The 15,432-nt window shown below is 57.8% G+C and carries 15 protein-coding genes; 11 read left to right on the top strand and 4 right to left on the bottom strand.

Going from position 1 to position 15,432, the window contains the following annotated elements; genetic code table 11:
* Positions 1 to 7: 7 nt before the first annotated feature.
* Together VGC62_RS03095 and VGC62_RS03090 are read right to left on the bottom strand one after the other, a co-directional pair.
* Positions 8 to 1,630, bottom strand: a complete 1,623-nt coding sequence (locus tag VGC62_RS03095) for a methyl-accepting chemotaxis protein (RefSeq protein ID WP_331185601.1) — start codon at positions 1,628 to 1,630, stop codon at positions 8 to 10.
* 225 nt (positions 1,631 to 1,855) lie between these two features.
* Positions 1,856 to 2,584 (bottom strand): tellurite resistance TerB family protein, encoded by a 729-nt coding sequence (locus VGC62_RS03090; protein WP_331185600.1) that lies wholly within the window; start codon positions 2,582 to 2,584, stop codon positions 1,856 to 1,858.
* Positions 2,585 to 2,859: 275 nt separating this feature from the next.
* Here VGC62_RS03090 and ydcS point away from each other — a divergent pair, with 275 nt between their 5' ends.
* The 4 genes from ydcS (at position 2,860) to VGC62_RS03070 (ending at position 6,970) form a co-directional block, all read left to right on the top strand.
* On the top strand, positions 2,860 to 4,011 hold the full coding sequence (gene ydcS / locus VGC62_RS03085) for a putative ABC transporter substrate-binding protein YdcS (RefSeq protein WP_331185599.1): 1,152 nt from the start codon (positions 2,860 to 2,862) through the stop codon (positions 4,009 to 4,011).
* Positions 4,012 to 4,148: 137 nt separating this feature from the next.
* On the top strand, positions 4,149 to 5,198 hold the full coding sequence (locus VGC62_RS03080) for an ABC transporter ATP-binding protein (protein WP_331185598.1): 1,050 nt from the start codon (positions 4,149 to 4,151) through the stop codon (positions 5,196 to 5,198).
* Between the two features lies 1 nt (position 5,199).
* On the top strand, positions 5,200 to 6,150 hold the full coding sequence (locus VGC62_RS03075) for an ABC transporter permease (RefSeq protein WP_331185597.1): 951 nt from the start codon (positions 5,200 to 5,202) through the stop codon (positions 6,148 to 6,150).
* Positions 6,140 to 6,970: an ABC transporter permease gene (locus tag VGC62_RS03070; RefSeq protein ID WP_331185596.1), complete on the top strand. Its 831-nt coding sequence runs from the start codon at positions 6,140 to 6,142 to the stop codon at positions 6,968 to 6,970. Before VGC62_RS03075 ends, VGC62_RS03070 begins: the two co-directional genes overlap by 11 nt.
* A gap of 169 nt (positions 6,971 to 7,139) precedes the next feature.
* Here the strand turns inward: VGC62_RS03070 and VGC62_RS03065 are convergent, their stop codons facing one another.
* A complete protein-coding gene (locus tag VGC62_RS03065; RefSeq protein WP_331185595.1) occupies positions 7,140 to 7,448 on the bottom strand; it encodes a DUF2288 domain-containing protein in 309 nt (102 codons plus the stop codon).
* Between the two features lie 328 nt (positions 7,449 to 7,776).
* On the opposite strand from VGC62_RS03065, the gene VGC62_RS03060 reads away from it, so the two are divergent.
* The 5 genes from VGC62_RS03060 (at position 7,777) to VGC62_RS03040 (ending at position 12,783) form a co-directional block, all read left to right on the top strand.
* Positions 7,777 to 8,904 (top strand): branched-chain amino acid ABC transporter substrate-binding protein, encoded by a 1,128-nt coding sequence (locus VGC62_RS03060; RefSeq protein WP_331185594.1) that lies wholly within the window; start codon positions 7,777 to 7,779, stop codon positions 8,902 to 8,904.
* Between the two features lie 218 nt (positions 8,905 to 9,122).
* A complete protein-coding gene (gene livH / locus VGC62_RS03055; RefSeq protein WP_331185593.1) occupies positions 9,123 to 10,052 on the top strand; it encodes a high-affinity branched-chain amino acid ABC transporter permease LivH in 930 nt (309 codons plus the stop codon).
* On the top strand, positions 10,049 to 11,314 hold the full coding sequence (locus VGC62_RS03050) for a high-affinity branched-chain amino acid ABC transporter permease LivM (RefSeq protein ID WP_331185592.1): 1,266 nt from the start codon (positions 10,049 to 10,051) through the stop codon (positions 11,312 to 11,314). The genes livH and VGC62_RS03050 overlap by 4 nt, the downstream gene beginning before the upstream one ends.
* Positions 11,314 to 12,081: a high-affinity branched-chain amino acid ABC transporter ATP-binding protein LivG gene (livG, locus tag VGC62_RS03045; RefSeq protein ID WP_331185591.1), complete on the top strand. Its 768-nt coding sequence runs from the start codon at positions 11,314 to 11,316 to the stop codon at positions 12,079 to 12,081. The genes VGC62_RS03050 and livG overlap by 1 nt, the downstream gene beginning before the upstream one ends.
* Positions 12,082 to 12,783: an ABC transporter ATP-binding protein gene (locus VGC62_RS03040; protein ID WP_331185590.1), complete on the top strand. Its 702-nt coding sequence runs from the start codon at positions 12,082 to 12,084 to the stop codon at positions 12,781 to 12,783.
* Positions 12,784 to 12,955: 172 nt separating this feature from the next.
* Here the strand turns inward: VGC62_RS03040 and VGC62_RS03035 are convergent, their stop codons facing one another.
* Entirely contained in the window at positions 12,956 to 13,864 is a 909-nt protein-coding gene (locus VGC62_RS03035; RefSeq protein WP_331185589.1) for a LysR family transcriptional regulator, read from the bottom strand.
* Between the two features lie 105 nt (positions 13,865 to 13,969).
* On the opposite strand from VGC62_RS03035, the gene VGC62_RS03030 reads away from it, so the two are divergent.
* Both VGC62_RS03030 and VGC62_RS03025 read left to right on the top strand, forming a co-directional pair.
* The gene (locus tag VGC62_RS03030) at positions 13,970 to 14,569 is read left to right on the top strand and encodes a short chain dehydrogenase (protein WP_331185588.1); all 600 of its coding nucleotides are present in this window, start codon (positions 13,970 to 13,972) and stop codon (positions 14,567 to 14,569) included.
* Between the two features lie 63 nt (positions 14,570 to 14,632).
* A complete protein-coding gene (locus tag VGC62_RS03025; protein ID WP_331185587.1) occupies positions 14,633 to 15,313 on the top strand; it encodes a hypothetical protein in 681 nt (226 codons plus the stop codon).
* The last annotated feature ends 119 nt before the right edge of the window (positions 15,314 to 15,432 follow it).

The following is a 15,432-nucleotide window of genomic DNA, read 5'->3' as shown; positions in this document are numbered from 1 at the left end:
ACCCGACTCAGACCTTGAAACGCGAAACGCCACTGCGCAGTCCGACCGCGACCTGACTCAGCTCGTCGATGGCAAAACTGGCCTGGCGCAAGGATTCGACGGTTTGGCTACTGGCATCACCCAATTGCACCAGCGCCTGATTGATCTGTTCAGCCCCGGTGGCCTGAGCCTGCATACCTTCGTTGACCATCAACACCCGTGGCGCCAACGCCTGCACCTGATGGATGATCTGCGAAAGCTGCTCGCCGACCTCGGTCACTTCGAACATACCGCGACGCACTTCTTCGGAGAACTTGTCCATGCCCATGACGCCAGCAGATACCGCCGACTGGATTTCGCGGACCATTTGTTCGATGTCGTAGGTAGCGACGGCAGTCTGATCGGCGAGGCGACGCACTTCGGTGGCGACCACCGCGAAACCGCGACCGTACTCGCCAGCCTTTTCAGCCTCGATGGCCGCGTTGAGCGACAACAGGTTGGTCTGGTCGGCGACCTTGACGATGGTGACCACCACCTGATTGATGTTGCCGGCTTTCTCGTTGAGGATCGCCAGCTTGGAGTTCACCAGATCTGCCGCGCCCATCACTGAATGCATGGTTTCTTCCATGCGGGCCAAGCCTTGCTGGCCGGAACCGGCAAGAATGGACGCCTGGTCGGCGGCCGAGCTGACTTCGGTCATGGTGCGCACCAGATCGCGCGACGTGGCGGCGATTTCCCGCGAAGTCGCACCGATCTCAGTGGTGGTCGCGGCGGTTTCGGTAGCGGTCGCCTGTTGTTGCTTGGAGGTGGCGGCGATCTCCGTCACCGATGTGGTGACCTGTACGGATGAACGCTGCGCCTGGGAAACGAGTTGCGCCAGATCCGTCACCATGTCGTTGAACCCGGTCTGCACCGCACCAAACTCGTCGTTGCGGTCCAGGTCCAAACGGCTGCTCAGATCCCCCGTGCGCATGGTTTCGAGGATATGCACGATACGACTCATTGGCGCCAGAACGGTGCGCATCAACAGCAGACCGCAGGCACCCGCGGCCAGAATAGCGATCAGCAGGGAAATACCCATGCTGACCTCCGCACTTTTAACCGCGCCAGAGATGGCCTCGGACGCATCGTCCGCTACTTTTTTGTTTGCCAGAATGATGTCATTGAGTATGAGCCGTCCCTCCATCCACACCGGGCTCATGCGTTCTTTGAATATTTGCCGGGCAAGATTGAAATCGTTGGCCTCATAAGCGCGCAGTGTGTCTTCAAGTGCCTTGTTGAGGACCTGATGCTGTTTCTCGAAATTGTCGAAACCTGCCTGATCCTGCGCATCGAAAATGGTTTTTCGATAGTTGTTCATTTGCGTATTCAAGTGTGCTTCAAACGCTTGGTACTGGTCCTTTTCCTCCTTGGTCAAAGGCCGACCTTCGTCTTCGCCCAACAGCCCCAGAGTCAGCAAGTAACTGTCTACCCAAGCGCTGCGGGTCATGGTGCTGTAATAGACGCCAGGAATCGCTTCGTTACTGACCACCTCCGAACTGGACTTAATCGATAACAATCGAGTGTAAGCCACCATTATCATCAGCATCATGATGATGATAATCACAGCAAAGCTCGCCAAAATCCGTTGACGTAACGTCCAGTTCTTCACAGTCAGCCCTCAAGAGTTCAACGCCAGCAATCACGCTGGGGTTCAAGAAGCGGACCAATGGGCGGTCCCAAGCGAGCAGGAGTATAGCCTAGCGTCCTACGCACTTACTGGACTGTTTCCGGTCTCTTTTGATGAATAATCGACATGAATATCAGAATCCTCTTACAAACTGTCGGCATGAAGGACCGTTGCTTGATGGCTTGAGAGGGTTTGCGGCCCCCTGGATCACTGCGCCTGCCGAACCTGGGTCTCCAATTCCACTTTAAGCTCGGGGTCCAGCTTTAACTGCCTGGCCAGCTCATCCAGGTAGGCGCGCTCCATAAAGTGCTCTTCGTCCACCATCATTACGCTGGCAATGTACATCTCGGCGGCGATTTCCGGAGTTTTTGCAGCGCGGGCTACATCCGATGGGTCCAGCGGCTTGTTCAGCTCGGCGTGCAGCCACTGTTGTAATTGCTGGTCGCCGGTCAAACGGGTGAATTCGCCCTCGATCAATTCACGCTCGCGATCATCAACATGGCCGTCAGCCTTGGCAGCCGCCACCAACGCCCGAAGAATGGCTTCGCTGTGCTGTTCAACCTGCGCAGTTGGCACACGGTCAATGGTTTTTGGTTCCGATTGCGAAGCAGCGCCCTGATTGGCCTGCCAGTTGCCGTAGGCCTTATAAGCGAGCACACCCAACGCGGCCAGACCGCCATAAGTCAGCGCTTTGCCGCCCATCTTGCGAGCACTTTTGCTGCCCAACAGCAAACCCATCGCACCTGCGGCCACAGCGCCGCCACCTGCTCCGGAAAGGAAACCACCTAAATTGCCGCCACCGACCTTGCCCAGCAGATCGCCTAGCGCGCCTTGTTCACCGGGTTTTCCGGAAGCGCCGGGCGAGCCACCCGCTTTGTTCTGCAGCAGGTCCTGACCAGATTTGAGCAATTGATCGAGCAAGCCACGGGTGTTCATAGTCGTTCTCCTGGGTTTTCGTCGGACAATTCGAGAGCACGCAGGTTAAAACGAACGGTTCATGGGCTGTTCACGGGTGTGCTTCCAGATGTTGCGACACAACAATGGCCGTTCGATTAAAACGATATAGACTCACCTCATTCGAACAATCAGGCGAGCGGCCCCGTTCATGCCCCGATCTTTGGGCTACACCTCACGGCAAGAACGATGACCACTTGCAGCTTGCTATTGCTTCACGTCCCCTGCCCACAACGCCTATTAAAGAGGGAACCTCCATGTCAGCACGCAAGACCGCGCTTCTGAGCGCCGTAATCACTGCGTTGTTCGCCTGCGCAACGTTGCAGGCCGCCGAAACGCTCAAGTCGGTCGGCAACGGCGAAGGCCAGCTCGATATCGTCGCGTGGCCGGGTTATATCGAGCGCGGCGAAAGCGACAAAGCCTATGACTGGGTCACCGGCTTCGAGCAGGAGACCGGGTGCAAGGTCAGCGTCAAGACCGCAGCCACCTCAGATGAAATGGTCAGCCTGATGACCAAGGGCGGTTATGACTTGGTGACCGCCTCGGGCGATGCATCGCTGCGTCTGATCGCTGGCAAGCGAGTGCAGCCTATCGATACCTCGCTGATTCCTAACTGGAAGAACCTCGACCCGCGCCTGGCGGGCGGCCAATGGTACGTGGTCGACAAAAAAACCTACGGCACGCCTTATCAATGGGGCCCGAACGTGCTGCTGTACAACACCAATGTGTTCAAAACCCCGCCCGTCAGTTGGAGCGTGGTGTTCGAGCCACAGGACCTGCCCGACGGCAAGCCGAATAAAGGCCGCGTGCAGGCGTATGACGGCCCGATCTACATCGCCGATGCAGCGCTTTATCTGAAGACCGCGCAGCCCGATTTGAAAATCGAAGACCCCTACCAACTGACTGAAACCCAATACAAGGCGGTGCTTGATCTGCTGCGTAAACAGCAGCCGCTGATTCACCGCTACTGGCACGATGCAACTGTGCAGATGAGCGACGTGAAGAACGAAGGCGTGGCGGCGTCAAGCTCCTGGGGCTACATGGTCAACGGCTTGCAGGCGGACAAACAGCCAGTGGCCTCGACTATCCCGCAAGAAGGCGCCACCGGCTGGGCCGATACCACCATGCTGCACGCCGACGCCAAGCACCCAAACTGCGCCTACAAATGGATGGACTGGTCGCTGCAGCCTAAAGTCCAGGGCGATGTCGCCGCCTGGTTCGGTTCGTTGCCTGTGGTTCCGGCAGCGTGCAAGGCCAGTGACCTGTTGGGCGCAGAAGGCTGCGCCACCAACGGTTTTGACCTGTTCGAGAAAATCGCCTTCTGGAAAACCCCACAGGCTGAAGGTGGCAAGTACGTGCCGTATAGCCGCTGGACTCAGGACTACATTGCGATCATGGGTGGGCGTTAACGCCCGGCAAAACTACTGTCCCTGTAGGGGCGAACGTGTTCGCGAGACACTGCGCGTCAAGCCATCCGCCAACACGTTGGCACCTACAGAGGACGAGTCGCGGTCTGACAGATTCATTCCTTTTCAGAGTCCACGCTATGCCCCTTGCAGTCCAGTTCACCAACGTCTCCCGTCAGTTCGGCGACGTGATGGCCGTTGATCGGGTTTCCATCGATATCCAGGACGGCGAGTTCTTTTCCATGCTGGGCCCGTCGGGCTCAGGCAAGACCACCTGCTTGCGCCTGATCGCTGGGTTCGAGCAGCCTAGCGCTGGCTCAATCCGTATTCACGGCGAAGAAGCTGCCGGGTTGCCACCGTATGAGCGTGACGTTAACACCGTGTTTCAGGATTACGCGCTGTTCCCGCACATGAACGTGCGCGACAACGTGGCCTACGGCCTGAAGGTAAAAGGTGTCGGCAAAAACGAACGCCTGACCCGCGCCGAAGAAGCGCTGAACATGGTTGCCCTGGGTGGCTATGGCGAGCGCAAACCGGTGCAATTGTCTGGCGGCCAACGTCAACGTGTGGCCCTGGCCCGCGCGCTGGTCAATCGCCCGCGCGTGCTGCTACTCGACGAACCTCTTGGTGCCCTTGACCTCAAGCTGCGCGAGCAGATGCAAAGCGAGCTGAAAAAGCTACAGCGCCAACTCGGTATCACCTTCATCTTCGTCACCCACGACCAGACAGAAGCACTGTCGATGTCTGACCGTGTGGCGGTGTTCAACAAAGGCCGCATCGAACAAGTCGATACCCCCCGCAACCTGTACATGAAACCAGCGACCACATTCGTCGCCACATTCGTCGGCACCTCTAACGTGTTGCGTGGCGAAATAGCCCAGCAGTTGAGCGGCGTGGCTCAGCCATTTTCGATTCGTCCAGAACACATTCGCTTTGCCGAAGGCCCGCTGGCGAACCATGAAATCGAAGTCAGCGGCCTGCTGCACGACATCCAGTATCAAGGCAGCGCCACCCGCTACGAACTCACACTGGATAACGGCCAGATCCTCAGCGTCAGCCAGGCCAACAGCCAATGGCTGGACACCAGCGCGCAACGCCAGACGGGACAGCGCGTTACCGCACGCTGGCCACGGGAAGCGATGACTCCGCTGCATGACACCCTAAACGAGCCCGTGGCCGAGGCACATTGAGATGAGCCAGACATTCGCCCATTCGGCGCCGGTGTCCAGGCAATCGCCTATGCGGCGTTTTTCCAATTTGCTCTATCGTCGGCCGAATCTGTACCTGTCGCTGCTGTTGATTGCGCCCCTGCTGTGGTTTGGCGCGATTTACCTTGGCTCGTTACTGGGCCTGCTTTGGCAGGGCTTTTACACGTTCGACGACTTCACCATGGCGGTCACGCCCGACCTAACCCTGATGAACTTTATGGCGCTGTTCCATCCCTCCAACTTCGACATCATCAAGCGCACCGTGAGCATGGCGATTGCCGTGTCGCTTGCCAGCGGCATCGTCGCCTTCCCCATCGCCTACTATATGGCGCGTTACACCACGGGCAGGACCAAGGCGTTTTTCTACATCGCAGTGATGATGCCGATGTGGGCCAGTTACATCGTCAAGGCTTACGCCTGGACCCTGCTGCTGGCCAAAGGCGGCGTGGCTCAGTGGTTCGTCCAGCACTTTGGGCTAGCGCCAGTGTTGCAGTTCCTGCTTGGGATTCCAGGCATAGGCGGCAGCACCTTGTCGACCTCGCACCTGGGGCGCTTCATGGTGTTCGTCTATATCTGGCTGCCATTCATGATCCTGCCGATCCAGGCTTCGCTGGAACGTCTGCCGCCGTCGCTGCTACAAGCCTCCGCCGACCTCGGCGCCAGACCATGGCAGACATTCATGCAAGTGATTTTGCCGCTGTCGGTGCCCGGTATCGCGGCAGGTTCGATCTTCACGTTTTCCCTGACCCTGGGCGACTTCATCGTGCCGCAACTGATCGGGCCACCCGGCTACTTTATCGGCAGCATGGTTTACGCCCAGCAAGGCGCCATCGGCAACATGCCTATGGCAGCAGCCTTCACGCTGGTGCCCATCGTGCTGATCGCGGTTTACCTGTCCATCGTCAAACGACTAGGGGCTTTCGATGCGCTTTAAGCCTGTTGCAAAGAGTCGCGATCAAGCCTCGTGGGGCCTGAAAGTCGCCGCGTGGGGCGGGCTGGTATTTTTGCACTTCCCGATCCTGATCATCTTTATGTACGCCTTCAACACCGAAGACGCGGCCTTCAGCTTTCCGCCCAAGGGTTTCACCCTGAAATGGATCGGCGTAGCGTTTTCGCGGCCCGATGTGCTGGAGTCGATCAAGCTGTCGTTGCAGATTGCCTGCGTCGCCACGCTGATCGCACTGGTGCTTGGCACCCTGGCCTCGGCGGCGCTGTATCGGCGGGACTTCTTCGGCAAGGACGGCATCTCGCTGATGCTGATCCTGCCCATCGCCCTGCCCGGCATCATCACTGGCCTTGCGTTGCTGTCGGCGTTCAAGACGCTGGGCATCGAACCCGGGATGTTCACCATCATCGTGGGTCATGCGACCTTCTGTGTGGTGATCGTCTACAACAACGTTATCGCTCGTCTGCGCCGTACTTCGCACAGCTTGATCGAAGCGTCGATGGACCTCGGTGCTGACGGCTGGCAAACCTTCCGTTACATCATCATGCCCAACCTCGGATCGGCGCTGCTGGCAGGCGGGATGCTGGCGTTTGCGTTGTCCTTCGATGAAATCATCGTCACCACGTTTACCGCAGGGCATGAGCGCACGCTGCCGATCTGGTTGCTCAATCAACTCAGTCGCCCGCGCGATGTACCGGTGACCAACGTCATTGCGATGTTGGTGATGCTGGTCACCATGTTGCCGATTCTCGGCGCGTATTACCTGACCCGCTCAGGCGAGAGCGTGGCCGGCAGTGGCGGAAAATAACCCGAGAGCAGCGGGAATCTCCTGCGTAAAACCATCGACTATTGCAGGCGCGCGCCCACAATGGCGGCTGATCAGACCACAAAACGACTGGGATTTTTCGCTACCCAGCCCCACAGACGGTTACGGCCCTACCCACTTCGCAATCATCCAGAGCACCAACACTGATCACTCATGACCGCAACGCACTTTCTTGGATCAGCACCCAAGGTGCAACAACCACCGCCCACAAAGGTGGATCTCGCTCCAGCAGGTCCAAGGCCCGCGACTCAGCCACCCTGGCAACCGCGTCGCCACGGAGCCAGTCAGCCACCAGGGCTTCGTTGTTCTCGGCAATCGCCTGTGCAACTGCAATCAAATCCTGTGAAGAGTCGACCCACAACAGGGCACCCTTGGCAAAATACGGTTGCAATTCTTTCCACGTAATCGATGCCGTTTCGCCGAGCAGTTTGGCATAGAGGGTGCTAGGTTCTTGCGTCATGGGTTTCACCAAAAAGAAAATCCGGGCAATGATAGCGCCCCGTTTTCTCAAGACAAACCCAGATTCAAGTGATTGATTGCAGAGAACTTCGCACAAGCCGAGAGATTTGGGGACGTCACTCAGGGACCGACCGGCTTGATTGTGTATCTTTCTGTCGATTAAGCGACATCAATAGGCTTTGCCCCCCGTAGCCAGCTTTTCAAGCGCTCAACCGGCGCTCTAAACTGTTCCGGTACAGTTGCCGGGGGCATGGCCTGGATAAATTAATCGGGTCCTGTGCCTTCTGGCCTTCAGGATTATAAAAACGACAACGCAAGAGTGGAGCATCATGACTAAGGGTATTAATCAGATTTCCAAACTGTTTGCCGCACTGGTTCTGGCGGGGGTTGCCAGCCATTCGTTCGCAGCCGACACCATCAAGATCGGCATCGCCGGCCCGAAAACCGGCCCAGTCGCTCAATATGGCGACATGCAGTTCAGCGGCGCCAAAATGGCCATCGAGCAAATCAACGCCAAAGGCGGCGTGGCTGGCAAAAAACTTGAAGCTGTGGAATATGACGACGCCTGTGACCCTAAACAAGCGGTAGCGGTCGCCAACAAAGTGGTCAACGACGGCGTCAAGTTCGTGGTCGGTCACCTGTGCTCCAGCTCGACTCAGCCAGCGTCCGACATCTACGAAGACGAAGGCATCATCATGGTGACCCCGGCAGCCACCAGCCCGGAAATCACCGCTCGCGGCTACAAGCTGATCTTCCGCACCATCGGCCTGGACAGCGCACAAGGCCCGGCCGCTGGCGAGTACATCGCCAAACAGGTCAAGCCTAAAGTCGTTGCGGTCATCCACGACAAACAGCAGTACGGTGAAGGTATCGCCACTGCCGTTAAACAGACCCTTGAAAAAGACGGCGTGAAAGTCGCTGTGTTTGAAGGCATCAATGCCGGCGACAAAGACTTCTCTTCGCTGATCGCCAAGCTCAAGCAAGCCAATGTCGACTTCGTCTACTACGGCGGCTACCACCCTGAGCTGGGTCTGATCTTGCGTCAGGCACAAGAAAAGGGCCTGAAAGCTGGCTTCATGGGCCCAGAAGGCGTGGGCAACGCATCGATCTCGCAGATCGCCCAGGACGCCTCCGAAGGTCTGTTGGTGACTCTGCCGAAATCCTTCGACCAAGACCCGTCCAACAAGGCACTGGTTGAGGCTTTCGCAGCCAAGAAAGAAGACCCGAGCGGCCCGTTCGTGTTCCCAGCCTACGCCGCAGTTGAGGTGATTGCCGACGCCATCACCACCGCCAAATCCGAAGACACCGCCAAAGTAGCTGCTGCTATCCACGCAGGCACCTTCAAGACCCCGACCGGCGATCTGTCCTTCGACGCCAAAGGTGACTTGAAAGACTTCAAATTCGTCGTCTACACCTGGCACAAAGATGGCACCAAGACTGAAGCGCCTGTGAAGTAATCACACGCTTTGCGTTAACCCAGAGCCCACTGCAACCGCAGTGGGCTTTGTTTTAAAAGGTCCGGATGCAGTTCACAAGACTGTTTCCCCCTGAACATCTTGAAACCGCACCAGTGAATCACTGGGCTCGTGCCGAACGCGGACGTAGATCACGACGCGCGAGCGGGAAAAAGACTTCACCAGTGAAACACCGAGAAGGTTTTTAGGAGCACGCGGCAATGCCCGAGATAGACATCTATCATTTTTTCCAACAGCTCGTTAATGGCATGACCATTGGCAGCACCTATGCCTTGATTGCCATTGGCTACACCATGGTTTACGGCATCATCGGCATGATCAACTTCGCCCACGGCGAGGTGTACATGATCGGATCGTACGTGGCGTTCATCGCCATTGCCGGCCTGAGCATGCTGGGCATCAACAGCCTGCCGCTGGTGATCACCGCAGCCTTCGTCGCCAGTATCGTGGTAACCAGCGCCTACGGTTACGCCATTGAACGGGTCGCCTATCGCCCGTTGCGTGGCAGCAATCGCCTGATCCCTCTGATTTCCGCAATCGGCATGTCCATCTTCCTGCAGAACACTGTGCTGTTGGCCCAGGATTCCAAGGACAAGTCGATCCCTAACCTGATCCCCGGCAACATCGTTTTCGGCAGTGTAAGCACCCATGAAGTGGTGATCTCTTACATGCAGATCCTGATTTTCATCGTCACCCTGATCGCGATGCTCGCGCTGACCTGGTTCATCTCCCGCTCTCGCCTGGGCCGTGCCTGTCGCGCCTGCGCCGAAGACATCAAGATGGCCAACCTGCTGGGCATCAACACCAACAACATCATCGCCCTGACCTTCGTCATCGGTGCTGCGCTGGCGGCGGTCGCTGCGGTACTGCTGAGCATGCAGTATGGCGTAATCAACCCCAACGCTGGTTTCCTGGTTGGCATCAAAGCCTTCACTGCTGCTGTTTTGGGCGGTATCGGCAGTATCCCCGGCGCGATGCTCGGCGGTCTGGTGCTGGGTGTGGCTGAAGCGTTTGGCGCCGATATCTTCGGCGACCAATACAAGGATGTGGTGGCGTTCGGTCTTCTCGTCCTGGTGTTGTTGTTCCGGCCAACCGGCCTGCTTGGCCGTCCGGAGGTTGAAAAAGTATGACCAGGAATCTCAAATCGGCCTTCTTCAGCGCCCTCTTGGTGCTGGCCGTGGCCTACCCGATCCTCGGGCTGAAACTGGAAATCGTCGGGGTCAACCTGACGGTCATCGGCGCCAGCACGTCCACTGTCGTGATCATCTTCAGTTGTGCGCTGTTGATGTTCCTGCGCGTGCTGTTCGCCGAGCAGATCAGCGCGGCCTGGCGCTCATCACCGAGCATGCCGAGTGTCCCGGCCAAGGCCAGCAACTTTCTCACCCTGCCATCGACCCAGCGCTGGTTCTTGCTGGCGCTGGTGGTGGGCGCATTTATCTGGCCATTTTTCGGCTCGCGCGGCGCGGTCGACATCGCCACCCTGATCCTGATCTACGTGATGCTTGGCCTGGGCCTGAACATCGTGGTTGGCATGGCTGGCCTGCTGGACCTGGGTTACGTCGGCTTCTATGCGGTCGGTGCCTACAGCTACGCGTTGCTCTCGCATTACTTCGGCCTGGGTTTCTGGATCTGCCTGCCGATTTCCGGCTTGATGGCAGCGCTGTTCGGTTTCCTGCTGGGCTTTCCGGTATTGCGTCTGCGCGGCGACTACCTGGCCATCGTGACCTTGGGTTTCGGGGAAATCATTCGTCTGCTGTTGCGCAACATGACCGACCTCACGGGCGGCCCGAACGGCATCAGCAACATCGAAAAACCCAGCCTGTTCGGCCTGACCTTCGAACGCAAAGCCGCCGAAGGCATGCAGACCTTCCACGAGTACTTCGGCCTGGAATACAACTCGATCAACAAGGTCATCTTTCTTTACCTGGTAGCGTTGCTGCTGGCACTGGCGGCCTTGTTCGTGATCAACCGCCTGTTGCGCATGCCGATTGGCCGCGCCTGGGAGGCACTGCGCGAAGACGAAATCGCCTGCCGCGCGCTGGGTTTGAATCCGACCATCATCAAGCTCTCAGCCTTTACCCTTGGCGCCGCGTTCGCAGGCTTTGCCGGTAGCTTCTTCGCTGCACGTCAGGGGTTGATCACCCCGGAGTCGTTCACCTTCCTTGAATCGGCGATCATTCTGGCAATCGTGGTACTGGGCGGCATGGGCTCGCAATTGGGCGTGATCCTGGCGGCAATCGTGATGATTCTGCTGCCCGAAATGATGCGAGAGTTCAGCGAATACCGCATGTTGGGCTTCGGCGCCTTGATGGTGCTGATGATGATCTGGCGTCCTCAGGGTTTCCTGCCCATGCAGCGTCCCGTCATGAAACTCAAAGGGGATCTGAGCTAATGAGCCGTCCACTTCTGCAAGCCACGGGCTTGTGCATGCGCTTTGGCGGTCTGTTGGCTGTCAATGGCGTTGGCCTGACCGTTCACGAGAAACAAGTGGTGTCGATGATCGGCCCTAACGGCGCGGGCAAGACCACCGTGTTCAATTGCCTGACCGGCTTTTACAAGCCAACGGCGGGCACCATCTTGCTGGATGGTGAGCCGATTCAGGGCCTGGCCGGTCATGAAATCGCCCGCAAGGGCGTGGTGCGTACGTTCCAGAACGTGCGCCTGTTCAAGGAAATGACCGCAGTCGAGAACCTGCTGGTTGCCCAGCATCGCCACCTCAACACCAACTTCCTGTCCGGCCTGTTCAAAACCCCCGCGTATCGCAAAAGCGAGCGTCAGGCCATGGAATACGCCGAACACTGGCTCGAAGCGGTCGACCTGAAAGAGTTCGCCAACCGCCCTGCCGGGACCCTGGCCTACGGTCAGCAACGCCGCCTGGAAATCGCTCGCTGCATGATGACGCGTCCGCGCATCCTTATGCTCGACGAACCGGCCGCAGGCTTGAACCCCAAGGAAACCGAAGACCTCAAGGCGCTGATCAGTGTCCTGCGTAACGAACACAATGCCACCGTCTTGCTGATCGAACACGACATGAAACTGGTCATGAGCATTTCCGACCATATCGTTGTGATCAATCAAGGAACGCCACTGGCTGACGGTACACCTGAGCAGATCCGGGACAATCCTGAAGTGATCAAAGCCTATCTGGGGGAAGCGTAAATGCTGCGGTTCGATAACGTTTCCACCTTCTATGGCAAGATCCAGGCGCTGCACAGCGTCAGCGTCGAAGTGCGCCAGGGCGAGATCGTCACCCTGATCGGCGCCAACGGCGCAGGTAAATCCACACTGCTCATGACCCTGTGCGGTTCGCCGCGCGCCCACAGCGGCAGCATCCGTTACATGGGTGAAGAGCTGGTCGGTCTGGAGTCGTCAGTAATCATGCGCAAGAGCATTGCGGTGGTGCCGGAAGGCCGTCGCGTGTTCGCCCGCCTGACCGTCGAAGAGAACCTTGCCATGGGCGGTTTCTTCACCGAGAAAGGCGATTATCAGGAACAAATGGACAAGGTCTTGCACCTGTTCCCGCGCCTCAAGGAACGCTTCAATCAGCGCGGCGGCACCATGTCCGGCGGCGAACAGCAAATGCTCGCCATCGGTCGCGCACTGATGAGCAAGCCTAAGTTGTTGCTGCTCGACGAGCCTTCACTGGGCCTGGCGCCGATCATCATTCAGCAGATCTTCGAGATTGTTGAACAATTGAGGCGTGATGGCGTAACAGTGTTTCTGGTTGAGCAAAATGCCAACCAGGCCTTGAAAATCGCCGACCGTGCGTATGTGCTGGAAAACGGTCGGGTAGTGATGCAAGGGACAGGCGAAGAGCTGTTGGTTGACCCGAAAGTGCGGGATGCATACCTCGGCGGCTAACGATGCTTCTGTAGGAGCGAACTCATTCGCGAGACGGCACGGTAGATGTACACCGCTGGCTGCCTCGCGAACAAGTTCACTCCTACAATGCGTCCTGGCCCTACCTGTAGGAGCCAACTTGTTGGCGAGACGGCGTCTTGACAGGGCATTCCCCACAGCCAAACCCGGCTGCTTACAACTTCGCCAATGCCGCGCTGCTGCGCTCGAACCAGGTGGTCAGGTAATCGGCCATGACTTGTGTTCGTCGCGGCAACTGCCCTTCAAACGGATGCACCAAAAACAGCGATGAAATCGGTGTTTGGTAATCGCGCAGCAACCAGTGCAGGCATCCATCGTCGAGTTCGTTGTGGATCATGTATGACGGTAATCGGGCGATACCCGTCCCTGCCAACGCCGCCCGTTTCAACAGATCGTAATGGTTACTGGCGAACATGCCTTTCACAGGCACCCTGTGCAGCTCATGATTCTGGTGATACACCCAGGACTCGCGACCGCTGTAATGACTGTTGAGCAGGCAGCGATGGGAGCGCAAATCTTCCGGCGTCTGCGGTTTGCCGAACTGTTCCAGATACGCGGGGCTTGCGCAGGTCAACTCCTGCATAGCCAGAAGCGGTTTGGCGACCAAGCGCTCATCAACGCCTACGCTGGAGCGAATGCCGAGGTCGAAACCATCGCGGCGCATGTCCCGGAAGTTGTTATTGAGGTCCAGCTCCACCTGAAGCTGTGGGTAAGTTTCGGAAAACTCAGTCAGCAACCCCTCAAAAAATGTCTCACCCAGCGACACGGGAACGGTCAGGCGCACGGTGCCGGACAAGCTCTCACTCAAATAGGCCATGGCGTCACGCACCCGATCCCGTTGCATCAACAACGCACGGGCTTCAGGCAGCAGAATCGCCCCTGCCGAGGTCAGCGTCAGGCTGCGGGTCGTGCGATGCAGCAAGGTCACACCGTAGCTTTTTTCAAGTTTGCTGATGCGCTTGGACAATTGGCTGGTGCTGGTGTCCAGCCACTGCGCGGCGAGGGTGAAGCTGTTCGCCTCAACCAACATGGCGAATGCTGCCAGATCGTCCATTTCACTCATGATTGTTTCCTTATCGACAAACCGGGTTTGCCGTTTACCCCCTTTATCACACAGGTAAACGCGATTCACACTGTGCGCCTGATCCCAATAAGGAAGGACTGCACCGTGAAAATTCTATTGATTGGCGCCAGCGGGACCGTCGGCTCGGCGATCGAAAAAGAATTGGCCCTACGCCACGACATTATTCGCATAGGCCGCAACAGTGGCGACGAACATGTCGATATTAGCGACAGTGCCTCCATCCGGAAACTATTCGAACGGACGGGTTCTTTCGACGCATTAATTTGTGCGGCAGGCAACGTAACCTTCGCACCACTGGCCCAGATGAGCGAAGAATCTTTCGCCCTAGGGTTGCGTGACAAGTTGATGGGACAGGTCAATCTGCTACTGATCGGTCGTCAATTCGCCAATGACGGCGCCTCGTTCACGTTCACCACCGGTGTTCTCAGCCATGACCCCATCGCGGCTGGCGCGTCAGCCAGTCTGGTGAACGGCGCTATCGATGCGTTCGTACGAGCTGCAGCCATCGAAATGCCACGCGGCATGCGGGTTAACTCGGTCAGCCCTAACGTACTGGTGGAGGCGATGGACAGCTATGCGCCTTACTTTCGCGGCTTCAAACCAGTGCCTGCTGCGCAGGTTGCACTGGCCTATGCGAAAAGTGTCGAAGGGTTACAAACCGGACAGACTTATCACGTCGGCTAATCAGCTCTTGTGATGAGCGAACAGGCTGAGTAACGTGGCGGCACTTGTCTGGAGACTCGCCTCATGTTCGCCGTTCGTTCCCTTGTGATGTTCGCCTTGCTGCCGCTGTTCGCTGGATGCCAGATGCTGGCACCGAAATCCGATGACACCAAGATCTCCACTGCGGGGATGATTCGCATGCAGGGCGAATTGACCGGCCAGAATGGCAAGCTGATGTTCCAGCCGTGCGACGAGCACCGTCTGTATGCAGTGCTGGACAAAGGCAACACCGGCATCCTTCAAGAGGCCGCGTCCGTCGTGGACAAGAACGGTAAGGCGTTTGCCGACGTGCGCGGTAACTTCGTGGCAAGCAAAGCAGTGGGCAGTGAAGGCCAATTGAGCCTGTACCAGTTCTACCGCGTCGAGCGCCCCAACGACGCCTGCATGGACCCCAACTTCAAACGCCTGACCCTTCACGCCAGTGGCAACAATCCAAAGTGGAACCTCAATGCCGGCGGCAAGGGCATGGTTTTGGAACGGGAAGGCAAAGAGCCGTTTGCCGTGCCCTACATGGAAGAACAATTGCCTGACGGTCGTTTTAATCTGGTCACCGACGCCAACGACCAGCATGTTGAGCTGTGGGTCGCGCCGCAACGCTGTGTCGATCCGGTCAACGGCTCAGTGCAGCATTTGACCGCCCAATTGCGGGTCAACGGCCAAGTGCAGCGTGGGTGCGCGTACTACGGTGGTGGCCGAAACGATTAACGAAACCCTGTTGGGGCGAGCGGGCGGCGATCCGACTTGCCCGCGAACCGTCGTTCCAATCGACACATCTATCGCCGGAACTGGAGCCTTCGCGGGCAAGCCTCCAACAACAGGCTGTA

It is taken from the genome of Pseudomonas sp. (assembly GCF_036404235.1).
Lineage (GTDB): Bacteria > Pseudomonadota > Gammaproteobacteria > Pseudomonadales > Pseudomonadaceae > Aquipseudomonas.
This window is presented reverse-complemented; position numbering and strand designations above follow the sequence as displayed.